Here is a 24261-nt window from a genome sequence, read left to right on the forward strand (position 1 = left end):
TCGGTGCGTCAGCCCTGAAACATTTCCCGTACCCCGCCGCATCAATGGGGTGAGGGCAGCACGGCGCAGGCGGGAACCACGAGCAGGGGGCACACATGAGGCAGGTCCGCGCGCAGGAGTACGCGGAGTTCGCGGCGGCACGCGCGGGACATCTGTACCGCTCCGCCTGCCTGCTCACCGCCGGGGACACCCATCTCGCCGAGGACCTGGTGCAGGACACCCTCGGCCGCCTCTACACCCGCTGGGGCCGGGTCTCCCGGGCCGACAACCCCGCCGCCTACGCACAGACCGTCCTCACCCGTACGTTCCTCGCCCACCAGCGGCGCCGCAGCAGCGGCGAGCGCGCCACCGACCTGCTGCCCGACAGAGCGGACGGCACCCTCGCCGACCCGGCGCTGCGGCTCACCCTGATGTCGGCGCTCGGCACCCTGCCCGCCAAGGACCGGGCCGTGATCGTCCTGCGCTACTGGGAGGACCGCTCCATCCAGGAGACCGCCGACGCGATGAACGCCAGCTCGGCGGCCGTGCGCACCCGCTGTGTGCGGGCCCTGGGCCGGCTGCGGGAGCTGCTCGGCGAGGACGTCGGCGCCTACGCCCGCCCCTGACCCCTCCCTCCCCCGCCTCCCCCCGCCTTCCCCGACCACTCCGATCGTCACCTCTCACTTCATCCCAGACCTCGCGGAAAAGGTGGTTCGTCATGCCCGTGGACCCGTACGACGACCGGTCCGGCGTTCCCGCCGGCGACCCCTTCGAGGACCGGCTCTCCGCCGCCCTCCAGGTGACCGGCAGCACCTTCGACACCGACCGGGCCGCGCTCGCGGCCGGCGGCGCGGCCCGCGGACGGCGGCGGCAGCTCCTGCGCAGGACCGCCGTCGTGGGCAGCGTGGCAGGGATCGCGCTGGTGGGGGTGGGCGGCGCGCTGATCGTGCCGTGGGGCGACGCACCCGCCGCCCAGCCGTCGTCGGTGGCCTCCCAGCCGCGTCCGGCCGAGTCCGAGTCCGCGTCCCCGTCCGCGTCCCCGTCCGCGGCCTTCTCCCGCGACGACATGATCCGCACGCTCGAGAAACTGCTCCCCAAGGGCACGTTCAGCGAGCAGGACGGGCGCGGCACGGACGGCCGGTACCCGCCGTCCGCGCAGCTCGTCTTCGACGACGGCAAGGGCGCCACGACCGTCTCGGTCGGGGTGGACCGGGTGCGTCCGGGCGGCAAGCAGGCGCGGGACACGACCCAGTGCCCGGACAAGGTCTTCACCCCGTTCGACGCCTGCACGACGACGCACCTCGCGGACGACTCCGTCCTCATGGTCCTGAAGGGGTACGAGTACCCCGACAAGCGCGAGGACACGAAGATGTGGACCGCGGAGCTGATCACCCCGTCGGGGCAGCACGTCTCCGTGCGGGAGTGGAACGCGGCGGCCGAGAAGGGCTCCCCCGTCACCCGCCCGGAACCCGCGCTCTCCGTGGCCCGGCTGACGGAGCTGGCGGCCGCGAAGGAGTGGCGCGAGATCGCCGACACCCAGCCCGTCCCGGAGGAGCCGGCCGGTCCCGCCACTCCGGCGGGTGACGGCAAGGCGATCGTCCGCACCCTCACCGGTCTGCTGCCCAAGGGGACGAAGGTGGTGACGAAGAGCGGGGAGGACACCGAGTTCGCCTACCTCGTCCTCGACGACGGCAAGGGCCGCAGCTACGTCCAGATCAACGTGCAGCCCGGCAGCTCGGACCTCGCCGGAGAGCTGTTCGGGGGCGCGGAGACCCTGTCCGACGGCACGCTCGTCGCTTCCCGCCAGGGGCCGGGCGAGAAGGGCGGCTCGGGGGTCGTGATGTGGACGGTGGACACCCTGCGGACCGACGGCTTGCGGGTGGTGATCAGCGGCTTCAACGCCGCCAGCCAGCGGACCGCCGCCACCCGGGCGACCCCCGCCCTGACGATGAAGCAGCTCCGGGACATCGCCCTCAGCCCGAAGTGGCGCACGCTGGGCTGAGCGGGACGTCCGCCCGACGGCTCCGGTACGTCTAGGCGTACTGGAGCCGTACGGTCGCGCCCGTGCCGTCGTCGCGGACGTCGACGTAGGCGCACACCTGCCGGGCGAACCACAGCCCCTGGCCGGGTTCGAGTCCGGTGACGGACGGCGGTACGAAGCCGGCCAGCGGGTCGTCGACCCGGCGGGCCAGGCTCAGTTCGGCGACGCAGACCGGCGCCTCGCCCCACAGCAGGGCGCCGGTGACCGGGCCCAGGGCGGCGGCCTCGGTGACGGCCTCGGCGAACAGTTCGGCGTCCACGAGGGGCAGTCCGCGGCCGCTGGCCCAGGCGCGTACGGCGTTCTTGGCCACGCCTCCGCGCAGCCGCCGCGCGTCCGGCGAGGGCGGCGGCAGCGGTACGGCGTCCAGTTCGGCGGCCAGCCGTACGGGGTCCACGTAGACCTCGGTGTCGGGGTGGGCGCGCCGGGCCGCGGCGACGACGGCGGAGCCGGCGGTGCGGGTGTCGTAGGCGCACAGGACGGTCGTGGCCATCGGCGCGAAGACGAGGTTGGTGAGCGCCTCGTAGCGGATCCACTCGGCGCTCTCGCGGACCGACCGCCCGGCCCGGCCGCCCCACACCGGCTCCATCAGCAGGTGGACGCGGCCGCCGGGCCCGGCGTGGCAGGCGAGGTAACCGGCGCTCTGCGCGACCGCGTTGGCGGCGGAGCCGGTGTACCAGTCGGTGTGCTCGATGAAGCCGACCTCGCGCGCGTCGCCGCCGAGGCAGTCGCGCAGCACCTCGAGGTTGTCCGGGGCGGCGATCACCACGGGCGGCGGTTCGTCCGGGGCGCCGAGGCCCTCGGCGAGGAAGGGACGGGCTGCGGCGACGAAGTCGTCGTCCGAGCCGAAGACCGCCATACGGTGGTCGAACGGCCCCGGGGCGGCGGGTCGGGTACGGCTCATGGGTCCCCCGTGCTGGACTCCCCTTGCGCGGACGCCCCACTCTCGCCGCGCACCACACACCTATGCACGTGCCGATCACACCCTCGGGTGCACTTTGCCGGGGACCGCGTCACAGGACCCGGTCCCGCGTACACTGCGCGGCTTCTTCCCGGCTGGTTCACGCCCTCGACCCTTGGCTCGCCCTTGACCCGGTCATGACATGAGTCGACGATGGCGGCACACCCGCACCAGCACGTCGCACTGACCACCCCCTGGCTCCACCCCCACTTCCGGCGACCCCGGAATCCCTGGAGAAACAAGGAGATCTCATGCGACTTCGCCCACGCGGCCCGGGCGCCCGGAGCGGCAGGCACGGCGCCGCGCTCGCCGCCCTGATGGCCCTCGCGCTCGCCGCGCCGGTGGCGGCCACGACCACCTCCGCCACCGCCGACGGCGCCCGTGCCGCGGCCCCCTCCTCCGACGACATCCACCAGTACGAGGTGCACGTCGGGCACAGCACCCCGGCCGTGCGCACCGCCATCGCCGCGGCCGGCGTGAGCATCGACGAGGCCGACGCGGAGAGCGTCGTCGTCTCCGGCCGCGCGGACCAGATCGGCAAACTGCGGCGGCAGGGCTACGACGTATCCCCGCTGGGCTCGGCCCCCGACCGCTCCTCGGCCGGTGGACTGCGGCTCTACGACTTCCCCTCCGCCGACTCGAAGTACCACAACTACGCCGAGATGACGGCGGAGATCGACCAGCGGCTGGCCGCCTACCCGGCCATCATGAGCAAGCGGGTCATCGGCAAGTCGTACCAGGGCCGCGACATCGTCGCCATCAAGGTCAGCGACAACGTGGCCACCGACGAGTCCGAGCCGGAGGTGCTCCTCACCTTCCACCAGCACGCCCGCGAACACCTCACGGTGGAGATGGCGCTGTACCTGCTGCGCGAACTCGGCGCGGGCTACGGCTCCGACTCGCGCATCACCGACATGGTGAACAACCGCGAGATCTGGATCGTGCCGGACCTCAACCCGGACGGCGGCGAGTACGACATCGCGTCCGGCTCCTACCGCTCCTGGCGCAAGAACCGCCAGCCCAACTCCGGTTCCTCGTACGTCGGTACGGACCTCAACCGCAACTGGAACTACAAGTGGGGCTGCTGCGGCGGCTCTTCGGGGTCGGCCTCCTCGGAGACCTACCGCGGCGCGTCGGGCGAGTCCGCGCCCGAGGTGAAGGTCGTCGCCGACTTCGTACGCGGCCGGATCGTCGGCGGGAAGCAGCAGATCACCGCCGGGATCGACTTCCACACGTACAGCGAACTGGTGCTGTGGCCGTTCGGGTACACGTACAACGACACGGCCACCGGGATGACCGCGGACGACGCCGCCGCGTTCAAGGCCGTCGGGCAGAAGATGGCGGCCAGCAACGGCTACACGGCCGAGCAGTCCAGCGATCTGTACATCACCGACGGCACGATCGACGACTATCTCTGGGGCACCCAGAAGATCTTCGACTTCACCTTCGAGATGTACCCGACGTCGAGCTCCGCGGGCGGCTTCTACCCGCCCGACGAGGTGATCGAGCGGGAGACCTCGCGCAACCGGGACGCGGTGCTCCAACTGCTGGAGAACGCGGACTGTATGTACCGGTCGATCGGGAAGCAGGCGCAGTACTGCTCCTGAGCGCTCCGCGGGAGGTCCGGTACGTCACCGGACCGGACCTCACCGGATCCGCTCAGGGCTTCAGGACTTCGGGACTTCAGGACTTCGTCGCGGCGGACTCGTCCTTCTCGGCGTCGGCGGCCTTGTCCTCATCGACCTTGTCCTCATCGACCTTGTCCTCTTCGGACCTGGACTCGTCGGACTTGGACTCGGGCTCGGACGACTCGTCGGCGTCGGCGGTCGCTTCGGCCTCTTCGGCCGCATCGACCGCGTCGACCGCGTCGGCCTGTTCGGGCTCGCCGTCCTCGAAGTAGGCGTCGAGGACCGCGTCCAACTGGTCCTCCCACTCCTTGAAACGCGCCCTGGCCTTCGCCTCGATCTCGATCGGGAACCAGCGGCGGTCGGGCGTGTGGACCGTGACGGTGAACCGCTTGCCGAAGCGCGCGGTCTCGGTCTCCACCGCCCCGATCTCGTCCCAACGGAACTCGCACGCCTGGTCGTCGAGGCTCAGGCGGATGCCCCGGGCGTCGGCGACGATCCGCGCGCGTCGGTCGGCCGCCTCGAAGACGGGGCCGTCGACGGTCTCTTCCTCCTCGGCGGTACCGGCCGCGTCCGAAGAGGCCTTGGCCTCGGCGTCCGTGACGTCCGCGGCCTCCTCCGGCGCGCTCTCCTCGGACGCGGCGTCCTCGGACGCGGTGTCCTCGGACGCGGTGTCCTCCGGCTCGTCCGCCTGCTCGGCGTCCCGCGGTCCGGTGTCCTTCGACCCGGCGACGCCCGGCTGGGTGGACAGGGGTGACGTGAGCCCGGGGATGAAGGCCGGGTCGAAACCGGCGCCCTTCAACGGCTCGCCCTCCAGGGGCTGGCTGCTCGAACCTATGCGCTGCTCCACAGCGGGCAGTATGGTCGACGATCCTGTGCCGGACACAGCCAGCCCCCAACTTCGTTATACGAAGATGCTCAAGACCGCTGCCACGGCGAACCCCGCCACCGACAGGACCGTCTCCAGCACGGTCCAGGTCCGCAGGGTGTCCCGCTCGCTGATGCCGAAGTACTTGGCCACCATCCAGAAGCCGCCGTCGTTGACGTGCGAGGCGAAGATGGAGCCCGCCGAGACGGCCATGATGACCAGGGCGACGAAGGCCTGGGAGTGGTGTCCCTCGGCGAGCAGCGGGGCCACGATGCCCGCGGTGGTGACGATCGCGACCGTCGCCGATCCCTGCGCCACCCGCAGCACCACCGAGATCAGGTACGACAGGAAGACCACCGGCAGTCCGACGTCGTTGAAGGTGTCGGACAGCGCCTGGGCCACCCCGCTCGCCTTCAGCACGGCACCGAACACCCCTCCCGCGCCGACGACCAGCAGGATGTTGCCGACCGGCTTGAGGGACGCGGTGGAGACGGTCTCCAGGGACTTGCGGGACCAGCCGCGTCGGATGCCGAGCAGGTAGTAGGCGAGGAGCAGGGCGATGGTGAGGGCCACGAACGGGTGGCCGAAGAACGTGATGACCGAACGGGCGGTGGAAGGGTCGAGGGCGATCGAGGAGAAGGTGGCGGCGAGGATCAGGATCAGCGGCGTACCGATGATGCCGAGGACCGTGCCCAGCGGCACCGGTTCCTCCTGCGGCTCCACGCCCGAGGCACGCTGTTCCGCCACGACCGCGCGCTTCGCCTCCGCCGCCGCCTCGACCATGTCCTGCGGTACGGCGACGAAGATCCGCCTGCCGATCCAGGCCGAGTAGGCCCAGGCGGCGAGCACTGCGGGGATGCCGCAGACGATGCCCATGAGGATGACCCAGCCGAGCTGGACGTGCAGCAGACCGGCGGCGGCCACCGGGCCGGGGTGCGGCGGAAGGAATGCGTGGGTCATCGACAGGCCGGCCAGCAGCGGCAGGCAGTAGAGCAGGATCGACTTGCCGGACCTCTTGGCGGCCGCGTACACCAGCGGCGCGAGGACGAAGATGCCGACGTCGAAGAAGACCGGGATACCGAAGATCAGGCCGGTGAACCCCATGGCGAGCGGTGCCCGCCGCTCGCCGAACACCCCGAGCAGCCGGGACGCGAGCACCTCGGCGCCGCCGCTGACCTCGAGGATCGCGCCGAGCATGGTACCGAGGCCGATGATGATGGCGACATGGCCGAGGATGCCGCCCATGCCGGTCTCGACGGTGGAGACGGCGTCCGAGCGCTGGACGGTGCCGAACAGCTCGGTGACGGACAGTCCGGACAGCAGGCCGACGGTTATGGAGACGGCGAGGAGGGCGACGAAGGGCTGCAGCCGTACCTTGATGATCAGGAAGAGCAGCAGCGCGATACCGATGGCGGCGACGGTCAGCAGTCCGGCGGTGCCGTCTAAGAGCAGGAGCAGACCGCCGGTGTGCGGCGGGGTCGCGGCAGGGGCGGGCGCGGCGGGCGAAGGTGGCATTCGGGGGGTCCTCTGGGTGGGTGCACACGGTTTTCGGGCAGGGCGGAGCGCGGCACGGCGCCCGGAAGGACGTGCGCGGGCGCCGCGCCGTGTGGTGCGTGTACGGGTGGAATCGGGTGACCGTCAGTCGAGCACGGCGAGGGCGTCGATCTCGACGAGCAGGCCGGCCGGCAGACCGACGTAGACCGTCGTACGGGCCGCGGGCGGCTGGGTGAGGCCCTGCTCCTCGAAGTAGGCGTTGTAGATCTGGTTCATCTCGGCGAAGTGGTCGACGTCCGTCAGATAGACCCGGATCATCATCGCGTCCTCCCAGCTCGCGCCGCCCTCCTCGAGGACCGCCTGGACGTTGGCGAGGGTCTGGAGGGTCTGTTCGCGCAGGGTGGGACCGGCCGGCGTGGGCGGCCGGCCCTCCTCGGCGGGGAGGAAGCCGACCTGGCCGGCGACCTGGAGGATGTTGCCCTTCCTGACGCCGTGCGAGAACCGCGCGGGCGGGGTGCTGTGGGTCTTCGGGGTGAGGGCGATCTTGTCCGTCATCAGCGGTCCTTCGTTACGGGGGGGCGGTCATACGGGGCTGCCGTACGGGACTGTCGTACGGGCTGTCGTGCGGGAGCCGTCACGCCGGGTGCGACACGGGCGCCCTGCCGGAGTACTCGCCGCTGATCTCGTCGGCCGTACGGCGTACCAGCGGGAGCAGGGCGAGCAGTTCGTCGGCGGTGACGACGACGTTGGGCGCGGAGACCGACATCGCGGCGACCACACGGCCGTCGGCACCGCGGACGGGCGCCGCGACGCAGTTGATGGACTCCTCGTGGCCGCCGAGGTCGGTGGCCCAGCCCCGTTCGCGCGCCTGCTCCAGCTCCCGCAGGAACGTGCTGGCGTTGGGGGTCGAACGGGGTGTGTACAGGGGGTAGTCGAGCTTCTCCGCGAGGGCGCGGCGCTCGGCCTCGGGCAGGTCGGCCAGCAGCAGTTTCGCCACCGCGGCGACCGTCAACGCCACCGGTTTGCCGATCCGTGAGTACATGCGCACGGGATAGCGGCTCTCCACCTTGTCGATGTAGAGGACCTCGTCGTCCTCGTACACGGCGAGGTGGACGGTGTGCCCGCAGCTCTCGTTCAGCCGGACCAGGTGGGGGTGGGCGATCTCGCGGATGTCGAGGTTCTCCATCGCCTCCTGGGCGAGCGCGAAGAGGCGGGCGCCGAGGCGGTAGCGCTGGTCGGACTGGCGGTAGACCAGCCCGTGCTCGTGCAGGGTGCGCAGCAGGCGCAGGGCGGTGGACTTGTGGACGCCGAGCCGGTCGGCGACCTGCCCGAGGTCGGCGGGGCCCTCCGCGAGCAGCGGCAGGATGCTCAGCGCGCGATCGACGGTCTGGCTCATGGGGTGTGTGCCTCCTCCGGCGCCCGGGGTGCGTCCTGGGTGCTCCAGCCGGGTCCGAGTCGAAGTCTCCCCCACGCGGTGTCGTCGAGGGCGGCGAGGCGGTCGGCGTGGCCGCGGGTCGGGGGGACGGCGAGGTCGCCGGGGGCGGTGAGGGCGGCGGCGGCCATGAGGTGGCCGTGGCGGAGCCGGTCGCGGACGGGGAGTCCGCGCAGGACGGCGGAGAGGAAGCCGGCCGCGAAGGCGTCACCGGCGCCGACCGAGGCCACGACGTCGACCCGCAGCGCGGGGACGAACAGCCCGGCGCCCCGGCGGGCCCGCTCGCCGCCGTTCTCGGCGCTCGTCCCGCCTGTCGCGCCCGCCCCCTCGGCGAAGGCGGTGGCCCCCTTGTCGCCCTGTTTGACGACGAGGACGGCGGGGCCGGGGAACGCGGCGCGGACGGCCTCGGGGCCCTCCAGGCCCCACAGCTCCCGCGCCTCGTCCTCGCCGACGAACACAAGGTCGGCGTCCCGGGCCAGTTCCCGCAGGACCCGCGGCCCGTCGCTGTCCCGCCACAGCGCGGGCCGGTGGTTGACGTCGAAGGAGACCAGCGGGCGCGGGCCCGCCGACGGCCGGCGGGCGGTCAGCTCACGCAGCAGAGCACGGCAGTCGGCGGAGAGGGCCGCGGTGATCCCGGTCAGGTGCAGCACCCGTCCGGCGCGTGCCGCGCGCAGGTCGACGTTGTGCGCGGACATCGCCGAGGCGGCGGAACCGGCCCGGTAGTAGGCCACCTCGTGCGCGTCGCTCGCCCGGTCCTGGGCGGTACGGAAGTAGACGCCGGTCGGCCGGTCCGGGTCGCGCCGTACGGACGTGACGTCGACGCCGTGGGAGCCGATCGCCTCGACCAGGTGGTCGCCGAACCCGTCGGCGCCGACCCGGCCGACCCAGCGCGCGGAGTGGCCCGCGGCCGCCAGCGCGCAGACCACGTTCGACTCGGCGCCGCCGATGGCGCGGTCGAAGGAGGGGACGTCGGCGAGGCGGCCGGGCCGGGAGGGCAGGAACGTGACCATGGACTCGCCGAGCGCCACGACGTCCACCACGTCGGGGGCGTTGCGGGGTCCGGCGGCGGCCACGATCGTCGTAACTCCTCGGTCCTCGGGGTACGACGGCTTCGTTGACCCCGTGTCGGCCGAGATGTTAGACAGCAGTGAGCGATAGACGCAACGAGCGTTGCAATATGTGCAACGCACCAGATCAGGAGGTCCCATGGGCACCGAGGCGCTCGCCCGCCTGGCCGAGGAACGCGTCGACCACCGTTTCAAGGGCTTCCCGCCCGACGCCGACGGGCTGACCGTCGGCGAGCTGGCCGCCCAGCGCCGCAACCTGTTCACCGGCGGATTCGCCACCCCGGTCCTGGCCCTGTCGGCCGAGCGGCTGGAGCACAACCTGAAGCTGATGGAGACGTACGCGGCCCGGCACGGGCTGGCCTTCGCCCCGCACGGCAAGACCACCATGGCGCCCCAGCTCTTCCAGCGGCAGATCGAGCACGGCGCCTGGGGCATCACCCTGGCCGTGCCGCACCAGGTGCGGGTGGCGCGGGCGTTCGGCGTCGAGCGGGTCTTCCTCGCCAACGAACTGGTGGACGCGGCCTCGCTGCTCTGGATCGCCGCGGAGCTGGCCGCCGACCCCGCCTTCCGGCTCGTCTGTTACGTCGACTCCGTGCGCGGGGTGGAGCTGATGGGCGCGGCGCTGGCGGGGGCGGCACGGCCGGTGGACGTGGTGGTGGAGCTGGCGGCCGGCGAGGGCGCGCGCACCGGGGTCCGTACGGAGGCGGAGTGCGCGGCGGTCGCCGACGCGGTGGCGGCCGTACCGGAGCTGCGGCTGGTCGGGGTCGCGGGCTACGAGGGCGAGGTGCCCGAGGCGACCCCGGAGCGGGTGCGCGCCTGGCTGCGCCGACTGGTGGCGCTGGCCGCCGACCTCGACAAGGCGGGGCGCTTCGACGGCGTGGACGAGATCGTCGTCAGCGCGGGCGGCAGCGCCTGGTTCGACGCGGTCGCCGATGTGTTCGCCGAGATCCCCGAGCTCTCCTCGCCCGTGCTGAAGCTGCTGCGCTCGGGCGCCTACGTCTCGCACGACGACGGTCACTACCGCAGGCTGACGCCCTTCAACCGGGTCCCCGAGGAGGGGGCCCTGGAGCCCGCGTTCCGGCTGTGGACCCAGGTGGTCTCGCGCCCGTCCGCCGAGCAGGCCTTCGTCAACGCGGGCAAGCGCGACGCGGCCTACGACCTCGACCTGCCCGTCGCCCAGGTGGTGCGCAGGGACGGCGTCGAGCGGCCCGCCACCGGCATCGAGGTCACCGCGCTGTCCGACCAGCACGCCTGGCTGCGCACGGGCCCCGAGGCGGATCTGGAGGTGGGCGACTGGGTGGGCCTCGGCCTGTCCCACCCGTGCACGTCCTTCGACAAGTGGCCGCTGATCCCGGTCGCCGAGGCGGACGGCACGGTCGTCGACTGCGTCCGCACGTTCTTCTGAGCAGGTTCGTGACCGACTTCTCCCCGGGAGGGACTGCGTGGAGAACCTCGTCATCCGGGACGCGGACGTCGTGGACGGCACCGGCGCGGACGCGTACCGCGCCGATGTGGTCGTGGACGACGGCAGGATCGTCTCGATCGTCAAGGAGGCCGCCGCGGCGGGCTGCCAGCGCCCGCGGGCGCGCCGGGAGCTGGACGCCGAGGGGCTCGTGCTGTCCCCCGGCTTCATCGACATGCACGCCCACAGCGACCTGGCGCTGCTGCGCGACCCCGACCACTCGGCGAAGGCCGCGCAGGGCGTCACGCTGGAGGTGATCGGCCAGGACGGGCTGTCGTACGCCCCCGTCGACGACCGCACCCTCGACGAGGTGCGCCGGGTGATCACCGGCTGGAACGGGTACGGCGACGACCTCGACCTCGACTGGCGGTCGGTGGGCGAGTACCTCGACCGGCTGGACCGGGGCGTCGCCGTGAACGCGGCCTATCTCGTGCCCCAGGGCACGGTCCGCGCGCTCGTCGTCGGCTGGGAGGACCGCCCGGCCACGCCCGGGGAGCTGGAGCGGATGCGGCAACTGGTCGCCGAGGGCCTGGAGCAGGGCGCGGTCGGCCTCTCCTCGGGGCTCACCTACACCCCCGGCATGTACGCCGGGGACGCCGAACTGGCCGAACTGTGCCGGGTGGTGGCGCGCTACGGCGGCTACTACGCACCGCACCACCGCTCCTACGGGGCCGGCGCGCTGGAGGCGTACGCGGAGATGGTGGACCTGGCCCGGGAGGCCGGCTGCGCGCTGCATCTCACCCACGCCACCATGAACTTCGGCGTGAACGAGGGGCGGGCGCCCGAGCTGCTGGCGCTGCTGGACGAGGCGCTGGCCGGCGGCGCCGACCTCACCCTCGACAGCTACCCCTACACCCCCGGCTGCACGACCCTGGCGGCGCTGCTGCCGAGCTGGGCGGCCGAGGGCGGCCCCGAGGAGCTGCTGCGGCGGCTGGCGGACGACGCGACCGCCGAGCGGATCCGGTACGACCTGGAGGTCACCGGCGCGGACGGCTGCCACGGCGTGCCCGTCGACTGGGACACGGTCGAGATCTCGGGGGTCGCCGACCCGGCGCTCGGCGACCTCGTCGGCCGTACGGTCCTGGCGTCGGCGCGGCTGCGCGGCGAAGCCCCCTGGGCCACCGCCCGCCGGCTGCTGCTCGCGGACCGGCTGGGGCCGACGATCCTCCAGCACGTGGGGCACGAGGAGAACGTCCGGGCGATCATGCGGCACCGCGTCCACACCGGCGGCTCGGACGGCATCCTGACGGGTGCCAGGCCGCACCCGCGGGCGTACGGCACCTTCCCGCGCTATCTCGGGCACTACGCACGGGAGCTGGGGGTGCTGTCGCTGGAGGAGTGCGTCGCCCACCTCACCGGGCGCCCGGCGGCCCGGCTGCGACTGCCGGACCGCGGGCTGGTCCGCGAGGGGTACCGGGCCGACCTGGTGCTGTTCGACCCGGCGACCGTCGCGGCGGGCGCGACGTACGACGCACCGCGCACGCCGCCGACGGGCATCCCGTACGTCCTGGTCGACGGCCGGTTCGTGATCGAGGACGGCCGCCGGACGGACGTACTGGCGGGGCGGGCGGTCCGCCGGACACCCCGGTGACCGCCCGCCGCTCACCCGGCCGCCGCTACGGCTTGGGCAGGGTGCACGCGCTCGCGCTCAGGTTGAGCTGGTTGCCGGTCGTGAAGCAGGCCGGGATCTGGTAGGTCTCCTGCGCGTAGTTGATGCCCTTGCGGACGGTCACGTTGCCGCTCGCGTCGACCTCGCAGGGGTTGTTCTCCGTGCAGGTCGCGCCGTCCTCGTTGCCCGTGTTGTTGACCGCGACCACCTTGTTGGTGGACTGGTCGATGACCGGGGAACCGGAGGTGCCGCCGATCGTCTGGCAGGCGGAGGTGTAGCGGACCGAGTCCTTCCAGGTCCAGTCGCTCTCCTTCAGGCGGTACACGAACCCGTCGATGCTGCAGCTGTAGTACCGCTTCCAGTAGCCGGAGGCGACGGTGATGGCGGTACCGGCGACCGGGTGGGTGTCGGCGAGGGTCAGCGGGCTGATGCCGTAGTTGCTCAGGATCGTCGCGTAGGTGCTGGTGAGCTGGTAGATCGTGACGTCGGTGTCCGTCATCGTCGAGTACGCGACCTTGCTCGCCCGCAGGGTCGCCACCTTGGTGCCCGCGGAGTTGAGCAGGCCGAAGGTGCGGCTGGACGACTGGCCGACGATCACCTCGCCCGGCTCCGGGAAGCCGGTCTCCAGGCAGTGGCCGTTGGTGAGCACCAGCGCGGGGTCGGTGGACGCGGAGTTCGGGAAGCGGATGACCGAGCCGGAACAGTTGCTCAGCGAGACGGTGCCTGCGAACGTGACGGCCTGGAGCGTGGGGGCTGCGGCGGTCCGCGTCGGGGCGGCGGCACTGCTGACGGACGCGGGCGCCTCGGGTGCGGGGGCGGCGACCGCGGGTGCCGCGCCCGCCCCGGCGATCACCAGGGCGAAGAGTGCGGCGACGAGAGGCTTTCTCATGTGGGGGTCCCCTCTTGCGACGGAGGCGACCGGAGATCTTCCGATCGCCACTGATTTGTCATGCACATTGCGGCGGCAGGCACATTGTGATGACAGAGGGGCGCGTGAACAACGAGTCCTTTTCGGCCGGACGGCCGGATCCTGGCCGGGCGGCGCCGGCGGGGCGCTACCGGCGGGGCATCATCGGCGAGGCGGTCAGCCCCACCCACCGCCGTGGCCGTGGCCGTGGCCGTGACCGTTACCGGTCGAGGCGCTCACCGAGGGGGTCGGGGTGACGGCGGGGGCCGTCGCGGCGGGGGCCGTCGAGGCGGGGGCGGAGGGGGTGGCCGAGGGCGTCGCACTCCCGCCCGGCGACGCCGACGCGGTGGCCGACGTGCTCGCGGAGTGCTCCGGCGAAGCCTGCCGCGTGGCGGCGGCCGGGGCGCTCGACGCCGCGGAGGACATGGCGGCCCCGGGGGCCGTCGCCCCTTCGGGGTCCTGCAACGTGACCGCTGCCGCGCCCGTCTCCGGGTCCTCCGGCGCGGCGGACCCCCCGGCCGTACCGTCCCGCTCGCCGCCGGAGCCGGAGCCGGTGAAGGAGAGTCCGGCCAGCACCGCCGCCACGGACACGACCCCCGCCGCGCCGGCGACGATCGCCGCCCGGCGCCTGCGCACGGGACCCGGCTTGCGCCGGGACCGACGGCCGGGACCCACGGGTGCCGGGACCGCCGGGACCGCCGGAGACACAGCGACCGACGCGGACGGCACGGAGTACCCGTCCCGCCCGGCCCCGTCCCCGCCCCCGTCGCCGTGCGGATGCCCGTAGCCCCCCGCGTACCCGCCCGCGTCCTGGGACCCGTCGTCACCGGGACGGCCGCTCTCCCCCGGGTGCGCGGAGTATGCGGAATACGCGGAATACTCCAAATGCTCCGCGTGCTCCGGATTTTCCGAATGGCCGGGATACCCGGGATATCCCGGCGGTATCCCGCCATCCACCAGCGCCGGCAGTTCGCGTGTCTCGTCGTACGAGTTCGTCCAGCCGTGCGCGGCCGCGGGATCGGCGTACTCCTCGTACGCCGGAGCCGGAGCGGCGGCCTGCGGCCGGTACACGTTCGGGTGCGCCGCGGACTCCGCCCCCAGGTGGGCGCCGGAAGTGCCGGTCGGATCGCCTGCGGCACCGGGGCCGTACGTCCCGTCCTGGCGCTGAGATGGGATGGACATGATCGCGGATTCTAGGTACAGGTGGGGCTCCTGTGACAGCTCTCGGCGATACCCGTACAAACTGACGTGTCTCACGTGGCGGAAAACACGACCCAAGAGACGTTATCGAGCCGTAAGCTCACGAGCATGCAGGTGATCCAGTCGACCAAGCTCGCCAACGTCTGTTACGAGATCCGGGGCCCGGTGCTCGAGGAGGCGATGCGGCTGGAGGCGGCGGGGCACCGGATCCTCAAGCTGAACACCGGCAACCCGGCCGCCTTCGGCTTCGAGTGCCCGCCGGAGATCCTGGAGGACATCCTCCGCAACGTCTCCACGGCGCACGGCTACGGCGACGCGAAGGGCCTGCTGGCCGCCCGCCGGGCCGTGGTCATGCACAACCAGACCCTCGGCATCGAGACGGACGTCGAGCACGTCTTCATCGGCAACGGCGTCTCCGAGCTGATCGTGATGGCGATGCAGGCCCTGCTGGACGACGGCGACGAGGTCCTCGTACCGGCCCCCGACTACCCCCTGTGGACCGCGGCCGTCTCCCTGTCCGGCGGCACGGCCGTGCACTACCGGTGCGACGAGCAGTCCGACTGGATGCCCGACCTCGCGGACGTGGAGCGGAAGATCACCGACCGCACCAAGGCGCTCGTCATCATCAACCCGAACAACCCGACGGGCGCGGTCTACGACGACGCGATGCTCAGGGGTCTGACCGACATCGCCCGCCGCCACAACCTGCTGGTCTGCTCGGACGAGATCTACGACAAGATCCTCTACGACGGCGCCACCCACACCCCGACCGCCGCGATCGCGCCCGACCTGCTCACCCTCACCTTCAACGGCATGTCGAAGGCCTACCGGGTGGCCGGCTACCGCGTCGGCTGGATGTCGGTCTCCGGACCCCGCGCGCACGCCCAGTCGTACATAGAGGGTCTGACGATCCTGGCGAACATGCGCCTGTGCGCGAACATGCCGGGCCAGCACGGCGTGGTCGCCGCGCTCAGCGGCCGCCAGACGATCAACGAGCTGGTACTGCCGGGCGGGCGGCTGAAGGAACAGGTGGACACCGCCTACGAGCTGCTGACCCGGATCCCGGGCGTGACCTGCGTACGGCCGAAGGGAGCGCTGTACCTGTTCCCGCGCCTGGATCCCAAGGTCTTCAAGATCAAGGACGACCGGCAGATGGTCCTCGACCTGCTGCGCAGCGAGAAGATCATGGTCGTCCAGGGCACCGGCTTCAACTGGCCCGAGCCCGATCACTTCCGGGTGGTGACCCTGCCGTCGGTCGGGGACCTCCAGGACGCGATCGGCCGGATCGGCACCTTCCTGGACGGCTACAGCCAGACCTGAGCGCACCCCGGCGGGACCGGTGGCGGCCGCCTTTCTCGAACGATGCAACTTTAGACGAAATCCAAGCTAGGATGGTTTCCTGTCACAGCACAGGAGACCATCCCATGTACGAGCCGATCCGCACCAAGTCGGTCCACAGCACGATGGCCGGCGACACCTCCGACTTCCCCCACCGCTCCCGCGAGGAGGAGCTGGACATCCAGCTCGCAGGACATCTCTCGGCGCTGCTCGCCGTCACGGACGAACTGCGCGGCGCGGACCCGTCGGCCGATCTCGACACCGCGGCCGAACGTCTCGCCCAGCAGGTGACCCGGCTGCGCGCGGGTCGCGCGCCGGTCCGCGCCACGGCGAGGACCACCGCCGACGAGCGGCACCACGCCGCACTGCACGAGCGGGCGCACGCGCTCGCGGGCCGCGCCCTCGTGGTCGCCGCGTCCCGCGCCGACACGGCGGCGGCCATCCTGGCGGCGGAGCGCATGGACGCGCACGCCGCGGCGGCGGAACGGCCGGAGCTGAGCGCCGCCGGCTGACACCCCCTCACGGGGGCCCCGAACGGCCCCGGTCCGCGTGCACCCGCAGCGACGCGCGGACCGGGCGCCCTGTTTCTCCCTTCGGACTCCTGTCCTCCCGTTGCATACCGGGATCACCACTTCACCTCCCGTTCACCCGCCCTGCCCAGGAACGTATGGTTCCGGGAGCACGCTCCCCGGCGTGAGACGCATCGCAGGAATAGTCCTCGCGGCACTGCTGATCGGCGGAGTGGTGGCTGCCGTCGTCGCGGGCCGGGAACACGGGGACAAGGGCACGGCAACGAAGACCGTGCGTATGGTGATCGGATCGGAGAAGGCGGAGTTCTTCGCCGATCCCGACGTGGTGAAGGCCCTCGCCGCCAAGGGCTACACCGTGCAGGCGGAGACCTCCGGGTCATGGGCGATGGAAGGCCTCGACCTCAAGGGGTACGACGTCGCCTTCCCGTCCAGCCAGGCCCCGGCCGCCGAACTCGCCGCGAAGTACGAGGTGCACGGGACGCTGCCGCGCCCGTTCTACTCGCCCCTCGTCGTCGTGGCCCACCGCGGCGCCGCCGAGGTGCTCGCCGGCAACGGGCTCGCCACCCTCGACGCCAGGAACCGCGGCACCCTGCGCATGGCCGCGTACCTGGACGCGGCCCGGCACGACCGGACCTGGCAGCAGCTCAAGGGCGCCGCCAAGTACGGAGAGCTGACCGGCACCCTCTACATCTCCAGCACCGACCCGGAGACCTCCAACTCGGGCGCCCTCTACCTCGCCGCGACCTCCTACGTCGCCGACGGCGGCCGGGTGGTGTCCAGCGACGCCGACATCGCGCGCACCGCGCCCCTGCTGCACAAGCTGGTCAGCGTCCAGGGCGCCCAGCAGTCCAGCACCGACGCGAACTTCCGGGACTTCGTCAGCGGCGCGGGCAACCCGCTCGTCCTGGTATACGAGTCCCAGGTCGCTTCCCTGCTCGAACAGCAGCACGACCCCGGCGACCTGGTCGTCCTCTACCCGGACACCACCGTCAACAGCGACCACACCGTCGTACCGCTGACCGAGAACGGCCGCGGTCTGGCCGAACTCCTCGGCACCGACCCGCTGTTGCGCAAGCTGGCCGTGCGGCACGGGTTCCGGCCGCAGGGCGACACCACCGAGTTCACGGCGGCGACCGCCGGCCGGACCGCCTATCTCAAGCAGCAACTGACCGGAGTCCGGCAGGCGCCCGTGCCCACCTCGAAGGTGCTGCACGAACTGGCGCGCCGGGCCCGCGGATGAACAACGGGGGGAACCACATGACCACTGCGGAGAACGACTTCACGCTCAGCCCGCCCGAGGCCGTCGCGCCGGTGCCGCGGGAGAAGGCCGGCGGGCTCGTCCCCGTCGACGACCGGGTCCGTACGGAGATGGCCGCCAGGGCCACCGCCTACATCGAGGGCCTGACCGCGCTGGACGCCCGCTCGCCCGAGTTCGCGGGCAAGGTCGGGGAGATCACCGCGCTCGGCGCCGGGGAGATGCGCACCGCCGCCGCGCAGTCCAACCGGATGCTGGAGCGGGCCGTGCGCAGCCTGCCCGACAAGGGCGGGGACGCCCAGTCGAAGGTCGCGGGCTCGCTCGTCGAACTGCGGCGCGTGGTCGAGGACCTGGACCCGCGCGACCTGCCGGCGAACAAGGGCCGTAAGTTCCTCTCCCGGCTGCCCGGCGGCAACAAGCTGCGCGACCACGTCGCCAAGTACGCCTCCGCACAGGGCACGTTGAACAAGATCGTGGGCTCGCTGCGCGGCGGACAGGACGAACTGCGGCGCGACAACGCCGCGTTGCAGACCGAGCGGGTCCGGCTGTGGGAGACCATGGGCAAGCTCCAGGAGTACGTGGTGCTGACCCAGGCCCTGGACACCGCCGTGGAGCAGCACATCACCGGGGTGGAGGCGACCGAGCCCGAACAGGGCGACACCCTGCGCGCGGACGTGCTCTTCCCAGTCCGGCAGAAGCAGCAGGACCTGCTGACCCAGCTCGCGGTGTGCGCCCAGGGCTACCTCGCCATGGACGTCGTACGCCGCAACAACGAGGAGCTGATCAAGGGCGTCGACCGGGCGGCCACGACCACCGTGTCGGCGCTGCGCATCTCGGTGATGCTGGCCTCCGCCCTCGACCACCAGAAGAAGGTCGTCGACCAGGTCAACGCCCTGCGCGGGACGACCGAGGACCTCATCCGGGGCAACGCGGAGATGCTCGCGACCCAGAGCGGGGAGATCCAGCGGATCGCGGCCGACCCCGCGGTGGGCGCGGAGACCCTGCGCGCGGCCTTCCAGCAGATCTACCGCACCCTCGACGCCATCGACACGTACAAGGTCCAGGCGACCGAGGTGATGGCGTCGACCGTGGAGTCCCTGACCTCGGAGCTCCAGAGCGCGAGCTCGTACCTGGAGCGCAGCCGGTCGCAGGGCGCGCTGGAGGGAGGCCTCGGATGAGACGTGCTCCGGCCGCGGCCCTGGCCGCGCTCTCCGTGCTGTCCCTCCTGACGGCCTGCTCGACGGGGCAGAAGAAGGATCCCGACGCGCCCGAACCCGGCACCGTCCGCGTCCTCGCCTCCAGCGAACTCGGCGACATGACGCCGGTGCTGGAGCAGGTCCGCAAGGACACCGGTCTCACCGTCCGCCCCACCTACATGGGCACCCTGGACGCCGTGGACCTGCTCGCCAAGGGCAAGGCGGACAGCCGCTTCGACGCGGTGTGGCTGTCCTCGAACGCCTATCTGCGGCTGCGCCCGGACGCGGCGAAGAAGATCGTGTCCGAGACCCCCGTCATGTCGAGCCCGGTGGCGATCGGGGTGAAGACGCGGACGGTGGCCTCCCTGGGCTGGCAGCCCGACCACGTCACCTGGTCACAGGTCGAGAAGGCCGTCGCGGACGGCAGGCTCACCTACGGCATGACCGACCCGGCCCGCTCCAACTCCGGCTTCTCCACCCTGATCTCGGTCGCCTCCGCCCTGTCCGGCGCCCAGTCGGCGCTCACCGACGCCGACGTCGCCGAGGCCACCCCGCGGCTGAAGGAGTTCTTCCGGGGGCAGAAGCTGACCTCGGGGTCGTCGGGCTGGCTGGCGAGCGCGTACACCCGGCGCGGGAACGTCGACGCGCTGCTCAACTACGAGTCCGTCCTCAAGGGCATCCCGGGCCTGACGGTGATCCGCCCCACGGACGGGGTGGTCACCGCCGACTACCCGCTCTCCTCGCTGGCGTCCTCCGACGCGGCGGCCCGGACGGACGTCCGCCGCCTCGCCGACGACCTGCGCACCGACGCGGTGCAGCGGCTCATCACCGAGCGCACCCACCGCCGGCCGGTCGTGGCCTCGGTGCGGCCGGCCGCAGGTCTGGACACCTCCAGGCGGCGCGAACTGCCCTTCCCGGGCAGCCGTTCCGTCGCCGACGGGCTGCTCCACTCCTACGAGAACGAACTGCGCCGCCCCTCCCGGACGGTGTACGTGCTGGACACCTCCGGCTCGATGGAGGGCGACCGGCTGTCCCGGCTGAAGCAGGCGCTCACCGATCTGACCGGTGACTTCCGCGACCGCGAGGAGGTCACGCTGATGCCGTTCGGGTCGGAGGTGAAGAACGTCCGGACCCATGTCGTCAGCCCGTCCGACCCGCAGAGCGGGCTCGCGGCGATCCGCCGGGACACGAAGGCGCTCGACGCCGACGGCGAGACCGCGATCTACACCTCGCTGGAGAAGGCCTACGACCATCTCGCCGGCGACAGCGACACGTTCACGTCGATCGTGCTGATGACGGACGGCGAGAACACCACCGGCGACGACGCCGGCGACTTCGACGCCTTCTACCGGAGGCTCGGCGCCGACCGGCGGGAGATCCCCGTCTTCCCCATCCTCTTCGGCGACTCCGACCGCGCGGAGCTCGCGCACATCGCCGACCTGACCGGCGGCCGTCTCTTCGACGCCCAGCAGGGCTCGCTGGACGGCGCCTTCGAGGAGATCCGTGGCTACCAGTAAGTTCCTCGGGTATCTGGAGAGCCGCAAGAACATCACCGGCGCCGCCTGCGGGATCGCCGGTCTGGCGCTGACCTTCACGGGGGTGGCGGGCCCGTACTGGCCGGTCGTGGTCGCGGGTCTGTACGGCGCGGGCGCGCTGATCGCCCCGCCGGAGCGTCCGCCGCTGCCCGACTTCCCGGACCCGTCCGCGCAGCTCGACGAGGTGCGTGCCGACTTCGGGAAGCTGCGCGACTATCTCGCGGAGGTCGAGCTGCCGCCCGCCGCCGCGGGCCGGCTGACCGAACTGACCGAGCTGCTCACCGCGTTGCTCGACCCCGGCTGGGTCACCGAGCTGCTCGCCCAGGATCCGGAGGGCGTCCACGCGCTCTCCCGGGCCGTACGGCAGGACCTGCCGGAGGCCGTCGACACCTTCGTACGGACCCGGTGGTGGACGCGGCTGGCTCCGGGTCAGGAACCGCCGGAGCGGCATCTGGAGCGGCAGCTGACGCTGCTGCACGAGGAGGCGGACCGGCTGGCGGCGGGGCTGCGGGAGGCGGAGGCGCGGCGGCAGGAGTCGCACACGCGCTATCTGGAGGACCGGTCGCAGCAGTAGGGCCGGTGCCCGCGGGGAATGCGCCGGTGCCCGGGAAAGGGACCGGTGTCCGCGCGGAGAAGGGCGAAGGCCTGCCGCCCGTTCCCCGTCAGGGCGGACGGGGAACCGGCGACAGGCCTCGGGCCGCGCACGCCGTTGTACGCAACCTCGCCGGTCTGTGGTGGGTCACCGCGGCCGGCCGTGACGATACTGCTGGTCAGGGCACGATCGGAGCCGGCCGCGGCGTATGAGGGGGCTGGTCAGCCCAGGCGCTCCACCAGGGCGTGGTACTCGTCCCACAGCTCCTTGGGCGTGTGGTCGCCGAAGGTGTTGAGGTGCTCGGGGACCAGGGCGGCCTCCTCGCGCCAGACCTCCTTGTCGACCGTGAGCAGGAAGTCCAGGTCGGACTCGGACAGGTTCAGGCCGTCGGTGTCCAGGGACCCCTTGGCCGGCAGGATGCCGATGGGGGTCTCGACGCCCTCCGCGCGGCCGTCGAGACGGTCGACGATCCACTTCAGGACGCGGCTGTTCTCGCCGAAGCCGGGCCAGACGAACTTGCCCTCGTCGTTCTTGCGGAACCAGTTGACGTAGTAGATCTTCGGGAGCTTCGCCTGGTCCTTGTCCTTGGCGACGTCGACCCAGTGACCCATGTAGTCGCCCATGTTGTAGCCGCAGAACGGCAGCATGGCGAAGGGGTCGCGGCGCAGCTCGCCGACCTTGCCCTCGGCGGCGGCGGTCTTCTCGGAGGCGACGTTCGCGCCGAGGAACACGCCGTGGTTCCAGTCGAAGGACTCCGTCACCAGGGGCACCGCGGTGGCGCGGCGGCCGCCGAAGAGGATCGCCGAGATCGGCACGCCCTTGGGGTCCTCCCACTCGGGCGCGATGATCGGGCACTGGGCGGCGGGGACGGTGAAGCGGGCGTTGGGGTGGGCGGCGGGCGCGCCGGACTCGGGCGTCCAGTCGTTGCCCTTCCAGTCGGTGAGGTGGGCCGGGGTCTCCTCCGTCATGCCCTCCCACCAGATGTCGTCGTCGTCGGTGAGGGCGACGTTGGTGAAGACGGAGTTGCCCCACAACGTCTTCATCGCGTTGGCGTTGGTGTGCTCACCGGTGCCGGGCGCGACGCCGAAGAAGCCGGCCTCGGGGTTGATCGCGTACAGCTGGCCGTCCGCGCCGAAGCGCATCCAGGCGATGTCGTCGCCGATCGTCTCGACGGTCCAGCCGGAGACGGTGGGCTCCAGCATGGCGAGGTTGGTCTTGCCGCAGGCGCTCGGGAAGGCCGCGGCGACGTACTTGGACTCGCCCTGCGGCGGGGTCAGCTTGAGGATCAGCATGTGCTCGGCGAGCCAGCCCTCGTCACGGGCCATGACGGAGGCGATGCGCAGGGCGTAGCACTTCTTGCCGAGCAGCGCGTTGCCGCCGTAGCCGGAGCCGTAGGACCAGATCTCGCGGGTCTCGGGGAAGTGGGAGATGTACTTGGTGCTGTTGCACGGCCACGGGACGTCCGCCTCGCCCTCGGCGAGGGGGGCGCCGAGGGTGTGCACGGCCTTCACGAAGAAGCCGTCGGACCCCAGCTCGTCCAGGACCGGCTGTCCCATCCGGGTCATCGTGCGCATGGACACCGCGACGTAGGCGGAGTCGGTGATCTCGACGCCGATCGCGGAGAGGTCCGAGCCCAGCGGGCCCATGCAGAACGGGACGACGTACATCGTCCGGCCCTTCATCGAGCCGCGGAAGACGCCCTTCTCGCCCTGGAAGATCTCCCGCATCTCCGCGGGGTCCTTCCAGTGGTTGGTCGGGCCCGCGTCCTGCTCGCGCTCGGAGCATATGAAGGTCCGGTCCTCGACCCGGGCGACGTCGGTCGGGTCGGAAGCGGCGTAGTAGGAGTTGGGGCGCTTGATCGGGTCGAGCTTGCGGAAGGTGCCCTTGGCCACCAGTTCCGCCGACAGCCTGTCGTACTCGGCCTCGGATCCGTCACACCAGACCACGTTGTCCGGCTGCGTCAGTTCGGCGATCTCGTTGACCCACGAGATCAGTTCCTGATGGTTGGTGGGAATGACGGGAGCCGCGATGTCGCGCGCCACGATTGCTCCTAAAAAGAGGGGATTTTTTGTTGGAGGCCCCGTGGGGGCTGCGACCCGGACGCTGCGCCGCGGAGACAGTTCCGCTCATCCGGTGCCGACCGCACTCATTTGATCATCCGACGCGTCCGCCCATATGTCCAGAGGGCGTCACAGGTGAGCGGAGTGACCATCGCCACGTGTAGCCGGGGTTCTTTGCGTCCACATGGCGTTCGACTGAAGGACTTTTTGCGTTGCCCGAATCACGTGAGATCATGGACACTCGCAGGCTGTACTGACACGTAACTTACGGTTCCGTAGGTACCATGCCCTCCATGACTGCGCCCGTCCCCGAGGCGTCGACGGACCCGTCGGCCGCCACCCCCGGCCCCGCCGCGCCCGCCCCGTCGCACCCGATCAAGCCGAAGCTGCGCGGCTGGCTGCACCTGGGCATGTTCCCGGCCGCACTGATCTCGGGACTGGTGCTCACCGCCCTCGCCGACTCCCCGCGCGGCCGCATCGCCTGCGGGATCTACGCGCTGACGGCGTGCCTGCTGTTCGGTGTGAGCGCGCTGTACCACCGGGGCGACTGGAGCCCGAGGATGGACGGCATCCTGCGCCGTCTCGACCACGCGAACATCTTCCTGATCATCGCGGGCACCTACACACCGCTCACCATGCTGCTGCTGCCGGAGGCCAAGGGGCAGTGGCTGCTGTGGGGCGTCTGGGGCGCGGCGGCCGCGGGCATCGCCTTCCGCGTCTTCTGGGTCGGCGCCCCGCGCTGGCTCTACACGCCCTGCTACATAGCGATGGGCTGGGCGGCCGTCTTCTTCCTGCCGGACTTCATGCGCACGGGCGGCATCGCGGTCCTCGTCCTGGTGATCGTCGGCGGCCTGCTCTACAGCGCGGGCGGCGTGATCTACGGGATCAAGCGGCCCAACCCGTCACCGCGCTGGTTCGGCTTCCACGAGGTGTTCCACTCCCTCACCCTGGCCGCCTTCATCGTCCACTACGTCGGGATCTCCCTGGTGGCGTACCAGCACGCGTAACGCCCCCTCCCCCTTCATGGCCACGGCTCACGAGCCGTGGCCATTTTTCGTTGCCCGAGCTCTGCCGACAGCAGACCTCACTTGACAGCAAACATCTTTTGACAGT

Annotated in this window: 21 protein-coding genes; 12 read left to right on the top strand and 9 right to left on the bottom strand. The window is 71.7% G+C overall.

All coding sequences use genetic code 11. The features are described from left to right. The first annotated feature begins 95 nt into the window (after positions 1-95). Positions 96-605 carry a SigE family RNA polymerase sigma factor gene (locus ACWC24_RS06415; protein ID WP_450661673.1) on the top strand — a complete coding sequence of 170 codons (510 nt, stop codon included), beginning with the start codon at positions 96-98 and terminating at the stop codon, positions 603-605. A 92-nt stretch (positions 606-697) separates the two neighbouring features. Beyond that, positions 698-1981, top strand: a complete 1284-nt coding sequence (locus tag ACWC24_RS06420) for a hypothetical protein (protein WP_450661674.1) — start codon at positions 698-700, stop codon at positions 1979-1981. A gap of 31 nt (positions 1982-2012) precedes the next feature. Here ACWC24_RS06420 and ACWC24_RS06425 read toward each other — a convergent pair whose 3' ends face one another. After that, positions 2013-2921 carry an anti-sigma factor RsbA family regulatory protein gene (locus tag ACWC24_RS06425; protein WP_450661675.1) on the bottom strand — a complete coding sequence of 303 codons (909 nt, stop codon included), beginning with the start codon at positions 2919-2921 and terminating at the stop codon, positions 2013-2015. Positions 2922-3229: 308 nt separating this feature from the next. Between ACWC24_RS06425 and ACWC24_RS06430 the strand changes: the two genes are divergently transcribed. Then, the gene (locus ACWC24_RS06430) at positions 3230-4585 is read left to right on the top strand and encodes a M14 family metallopeptidase (protein WP_450661676.1); all 1356 of its coding nucleotides are present in this window, start codon (positions 3230-3232) and stop codon (positions 4583-4585) included. A gap of 76 nt (positions 4586-4661) precedes the next feature. Here the strand turns inward: ACWC24_RS06430 and ACWC24_RS06435 are convergent, their stop codons facing one another. The 5 genes from ACWC24_RS06435 to ACWC24_RS06455 form a co-directional block, all read right to left on the bottom strand. Then, complete coding sequence (locus tag ACWC24_RS06435; protein ID WP_450661677.1) at positions 4662-5453, bottom strand: hypothetical protein; 792 nt, start codon at positions 5451-5453, stop codon at positions 4662-4664. A 54-nt stretch (positions 5454-5507) separates the two neighbouring features. Beyond that, entirely contained in the window at positions 5508-6986 is a 1479-nt protein-coding gene (locus ACWC24_RS06440; protein WP_450661678.1) for a GntP family permease, read from the bottom strand. A gap of 123 nt (positions 6987-7109) precedes the next feature. After that, the gene (locus ACWC24_RS06445) at positions 7110-7520 is read right to left on the bottom strand and encodes a RidA family protein (RefSeq protein WP_450661679.1); all 411 of its coding nucleotides are present in this window, start codon (positions 7518-7520) and stop codon (positions 7110-7112) included. Between the two features lie 79 nt (positions 7521-7599). Next, complete coding sequence (locus ACWC24_RS06450) at positions 7600-8361, bottom strand: IclR family transcriptional regulator (protein WP_450661680.1); 762 nt, start codon at positions 8359-8361, stop codon at positions 7600-7602. After that, entirely contained in the window at positions 8358-9470 is a 1113-nt protein-coding gene (locus ACWC24_RS06455; protein ID WP_450661681.1) for a sugar kinase, read from the bottom strand. The genes ACWC24_RS06450 and ACWC24_RS06455 overlap by 4 nt, the downstream gene beginning before the upstream one ends. 133 nt (positions 9471-9603) lie before the next feature. On the opposite strand from ACWC24_RS06455, the gene ACWC24_RS06460 reads away from it, so the two are divergent. Both ACWC24_RS06460 and ACWC24_RS06465 read left to right on the top strand, forming a co-directional pair. Then, positions 9604-10869: an amino acid deaminase gene (locus ACWC24_RS06460; RefSeq protein ID WP_450661682.1), complete on the top strand. Its 1266-nt coding sequence runs from the start codon at positions 9604-9606 to the stop codon at positions 10867-10869. A gap of 37 nt (positions 10870-10906) precedes the next feature. Continuing rightward, positions 10907-12517, top strand: coding sequence for an N-acyl-D-amino-acid deacylase family protein (locus ACWC24_RS06465; RefSeq protein ID WP_450661683.1), 1611 nt, complete (start codon positions 10907-10909; stop codon positions 12515-12517). A gap of 25 nt (positions 12518-12542) precedes the next feature. Here the strand turns inward: ACWC24_RS06465 and ACWC24_RS06470 are convergent, their stop codons facing one another. After that, on the bottom strand, positions 12543-13424 hold the full coding sequence (locus tag ACWC24_RS06470) for a S1 family peptidase (RefSeq protein ID WP_450661684.1): 882 nt from the start codon (positions 13422-13424) through the stop codon (positions 12543-12545). Positions 13425-13619: 195 nt separating this feature from the next. Beyond that, a complete protein-coding gene (locus tag ACWC24_RS06475) occupies positions 13620-14624 on the bottom strand; it encodes a hypothetical protein (protein ID WP_450661685.1) in 1005 nt (334 codons plus the stop codon). A 126-nt stretch (positions 14625-14750) separates the two neighbouring features. On the opposite strand from ACWC24_RS06475, the gene ACWC24_RS06480 reads away from it, so the two are divergent. The 6 genes from ACWC24_RS06480 (at position 14751) to ACWC24_RS06505 (ending at position 21070) form a co-directional block, all read left to right on the top strand. Then, on the top strand, positions 14751-15962 hold the full coding sequence (locus ACWC24_RS06480; protein WP_450661686.1) for a pyridoxal phosphate-dependent aminotransferase: 1212 nt from the start codon (positions 14751-14753) through the stop codon (positions 15960-15962). 104 nt (positions 15963-16066) lie between these two features. After that, positions 16067-16492, top strand: a complete 426-nt coding sequence (locus ACWC24_RS06485; protein WP_450661687.1) for an SCO4983 family protein — start codon at positions 16067-16069, stop codon at positions 16490-16492. A 181-nt stretch (positions 16493-16673) separates the two neighbouring features. Beyond that, positions 16674-17750: a hypothetical protein gene (locus ACWC24_RS06490; RefSeq protein ID WP_450661688.1), complete on the top strand. Its 1077-nt coding sequence runs from the start codon at positions 16674-16676 to the stop codon at positions 17748-17750. A gap of 17 nt (positions 17751-17767) precedes the next feature. Next, a complete protein-coding gene (locus tag ACWC24_RS06495) occupies positions 17768-18943 on the top strand; it encodes a toxic anion resistance protein (protein WP_450661689.1) in 1176 nt (391 codons plus the stop codon). Then, positions 18940-20478, top strand: coding sequence for a substrate-binding domain-containing protein (locus ACWC24_RS06500; RefSeq protein WP_450661690.1), 1539 nt, complete (start codon positions 18940-18942; stop codon positions 20476-20478). Before ACWC24_RS06495 ends, ACWC24_RS06500 begins: the two co-directional genes overlap by 4 nt. Further along, complete coding sequence (locus ACWC24_RS06505) at positions 20465-21070, top strand: hypothetical protein (RefSeq protein WP_450661691.1); 606 nt, start codon at positions 20465-20467, stop codon at positions 21068-21070. Before ACWC24_RS06500 ends, ACWC24_RS06505 begins: the two co-directional genes overlap by 14 nt. A 239-nt stretch (positions 21071-21309) precedes the next feature. On the opposite strand, the gene ACWC24_RS06510 is transcribed toward ACWC24_RS06505, so the two are convergent. After that, the gene (locus ACWC24_RS06510; RefSeq protein WP_450661692.1) at positions 21310-23130 is read right to left on the bottom strand and encodes a phosphoenolpyruvate carboxykinase (GTP); all 1821 of its coding nucleotides are present in this window, start codon (positions 23128-23130) and stop codon (positions 21310-21312) included. 311 nt (positions 23131-23441) lie between these two features. Here ACWC24_RS06510 and trhA point away from each other — a divergent pair, with 311 nt between their 5' ends. Beyond that, positions 23442-24155 carry a PAQR family membrane homeostasis protein TrhA gene (gene trhA, locus ACWC24_RS06515; protein WP_450661693.1) on the top strand — a complete coding sequence of 238 codons (714 nt, stop codon included), beginning with the start codon at positions 23442-23444 and terminating at the stop codon, positions 24153-24155. Positions 24156-24261 lie beyond the last annotated feature (106 nt).

The sequence above is a fragment of the Streptomyces sp. NPDC001443 genome, assembly GCF_053597355.1.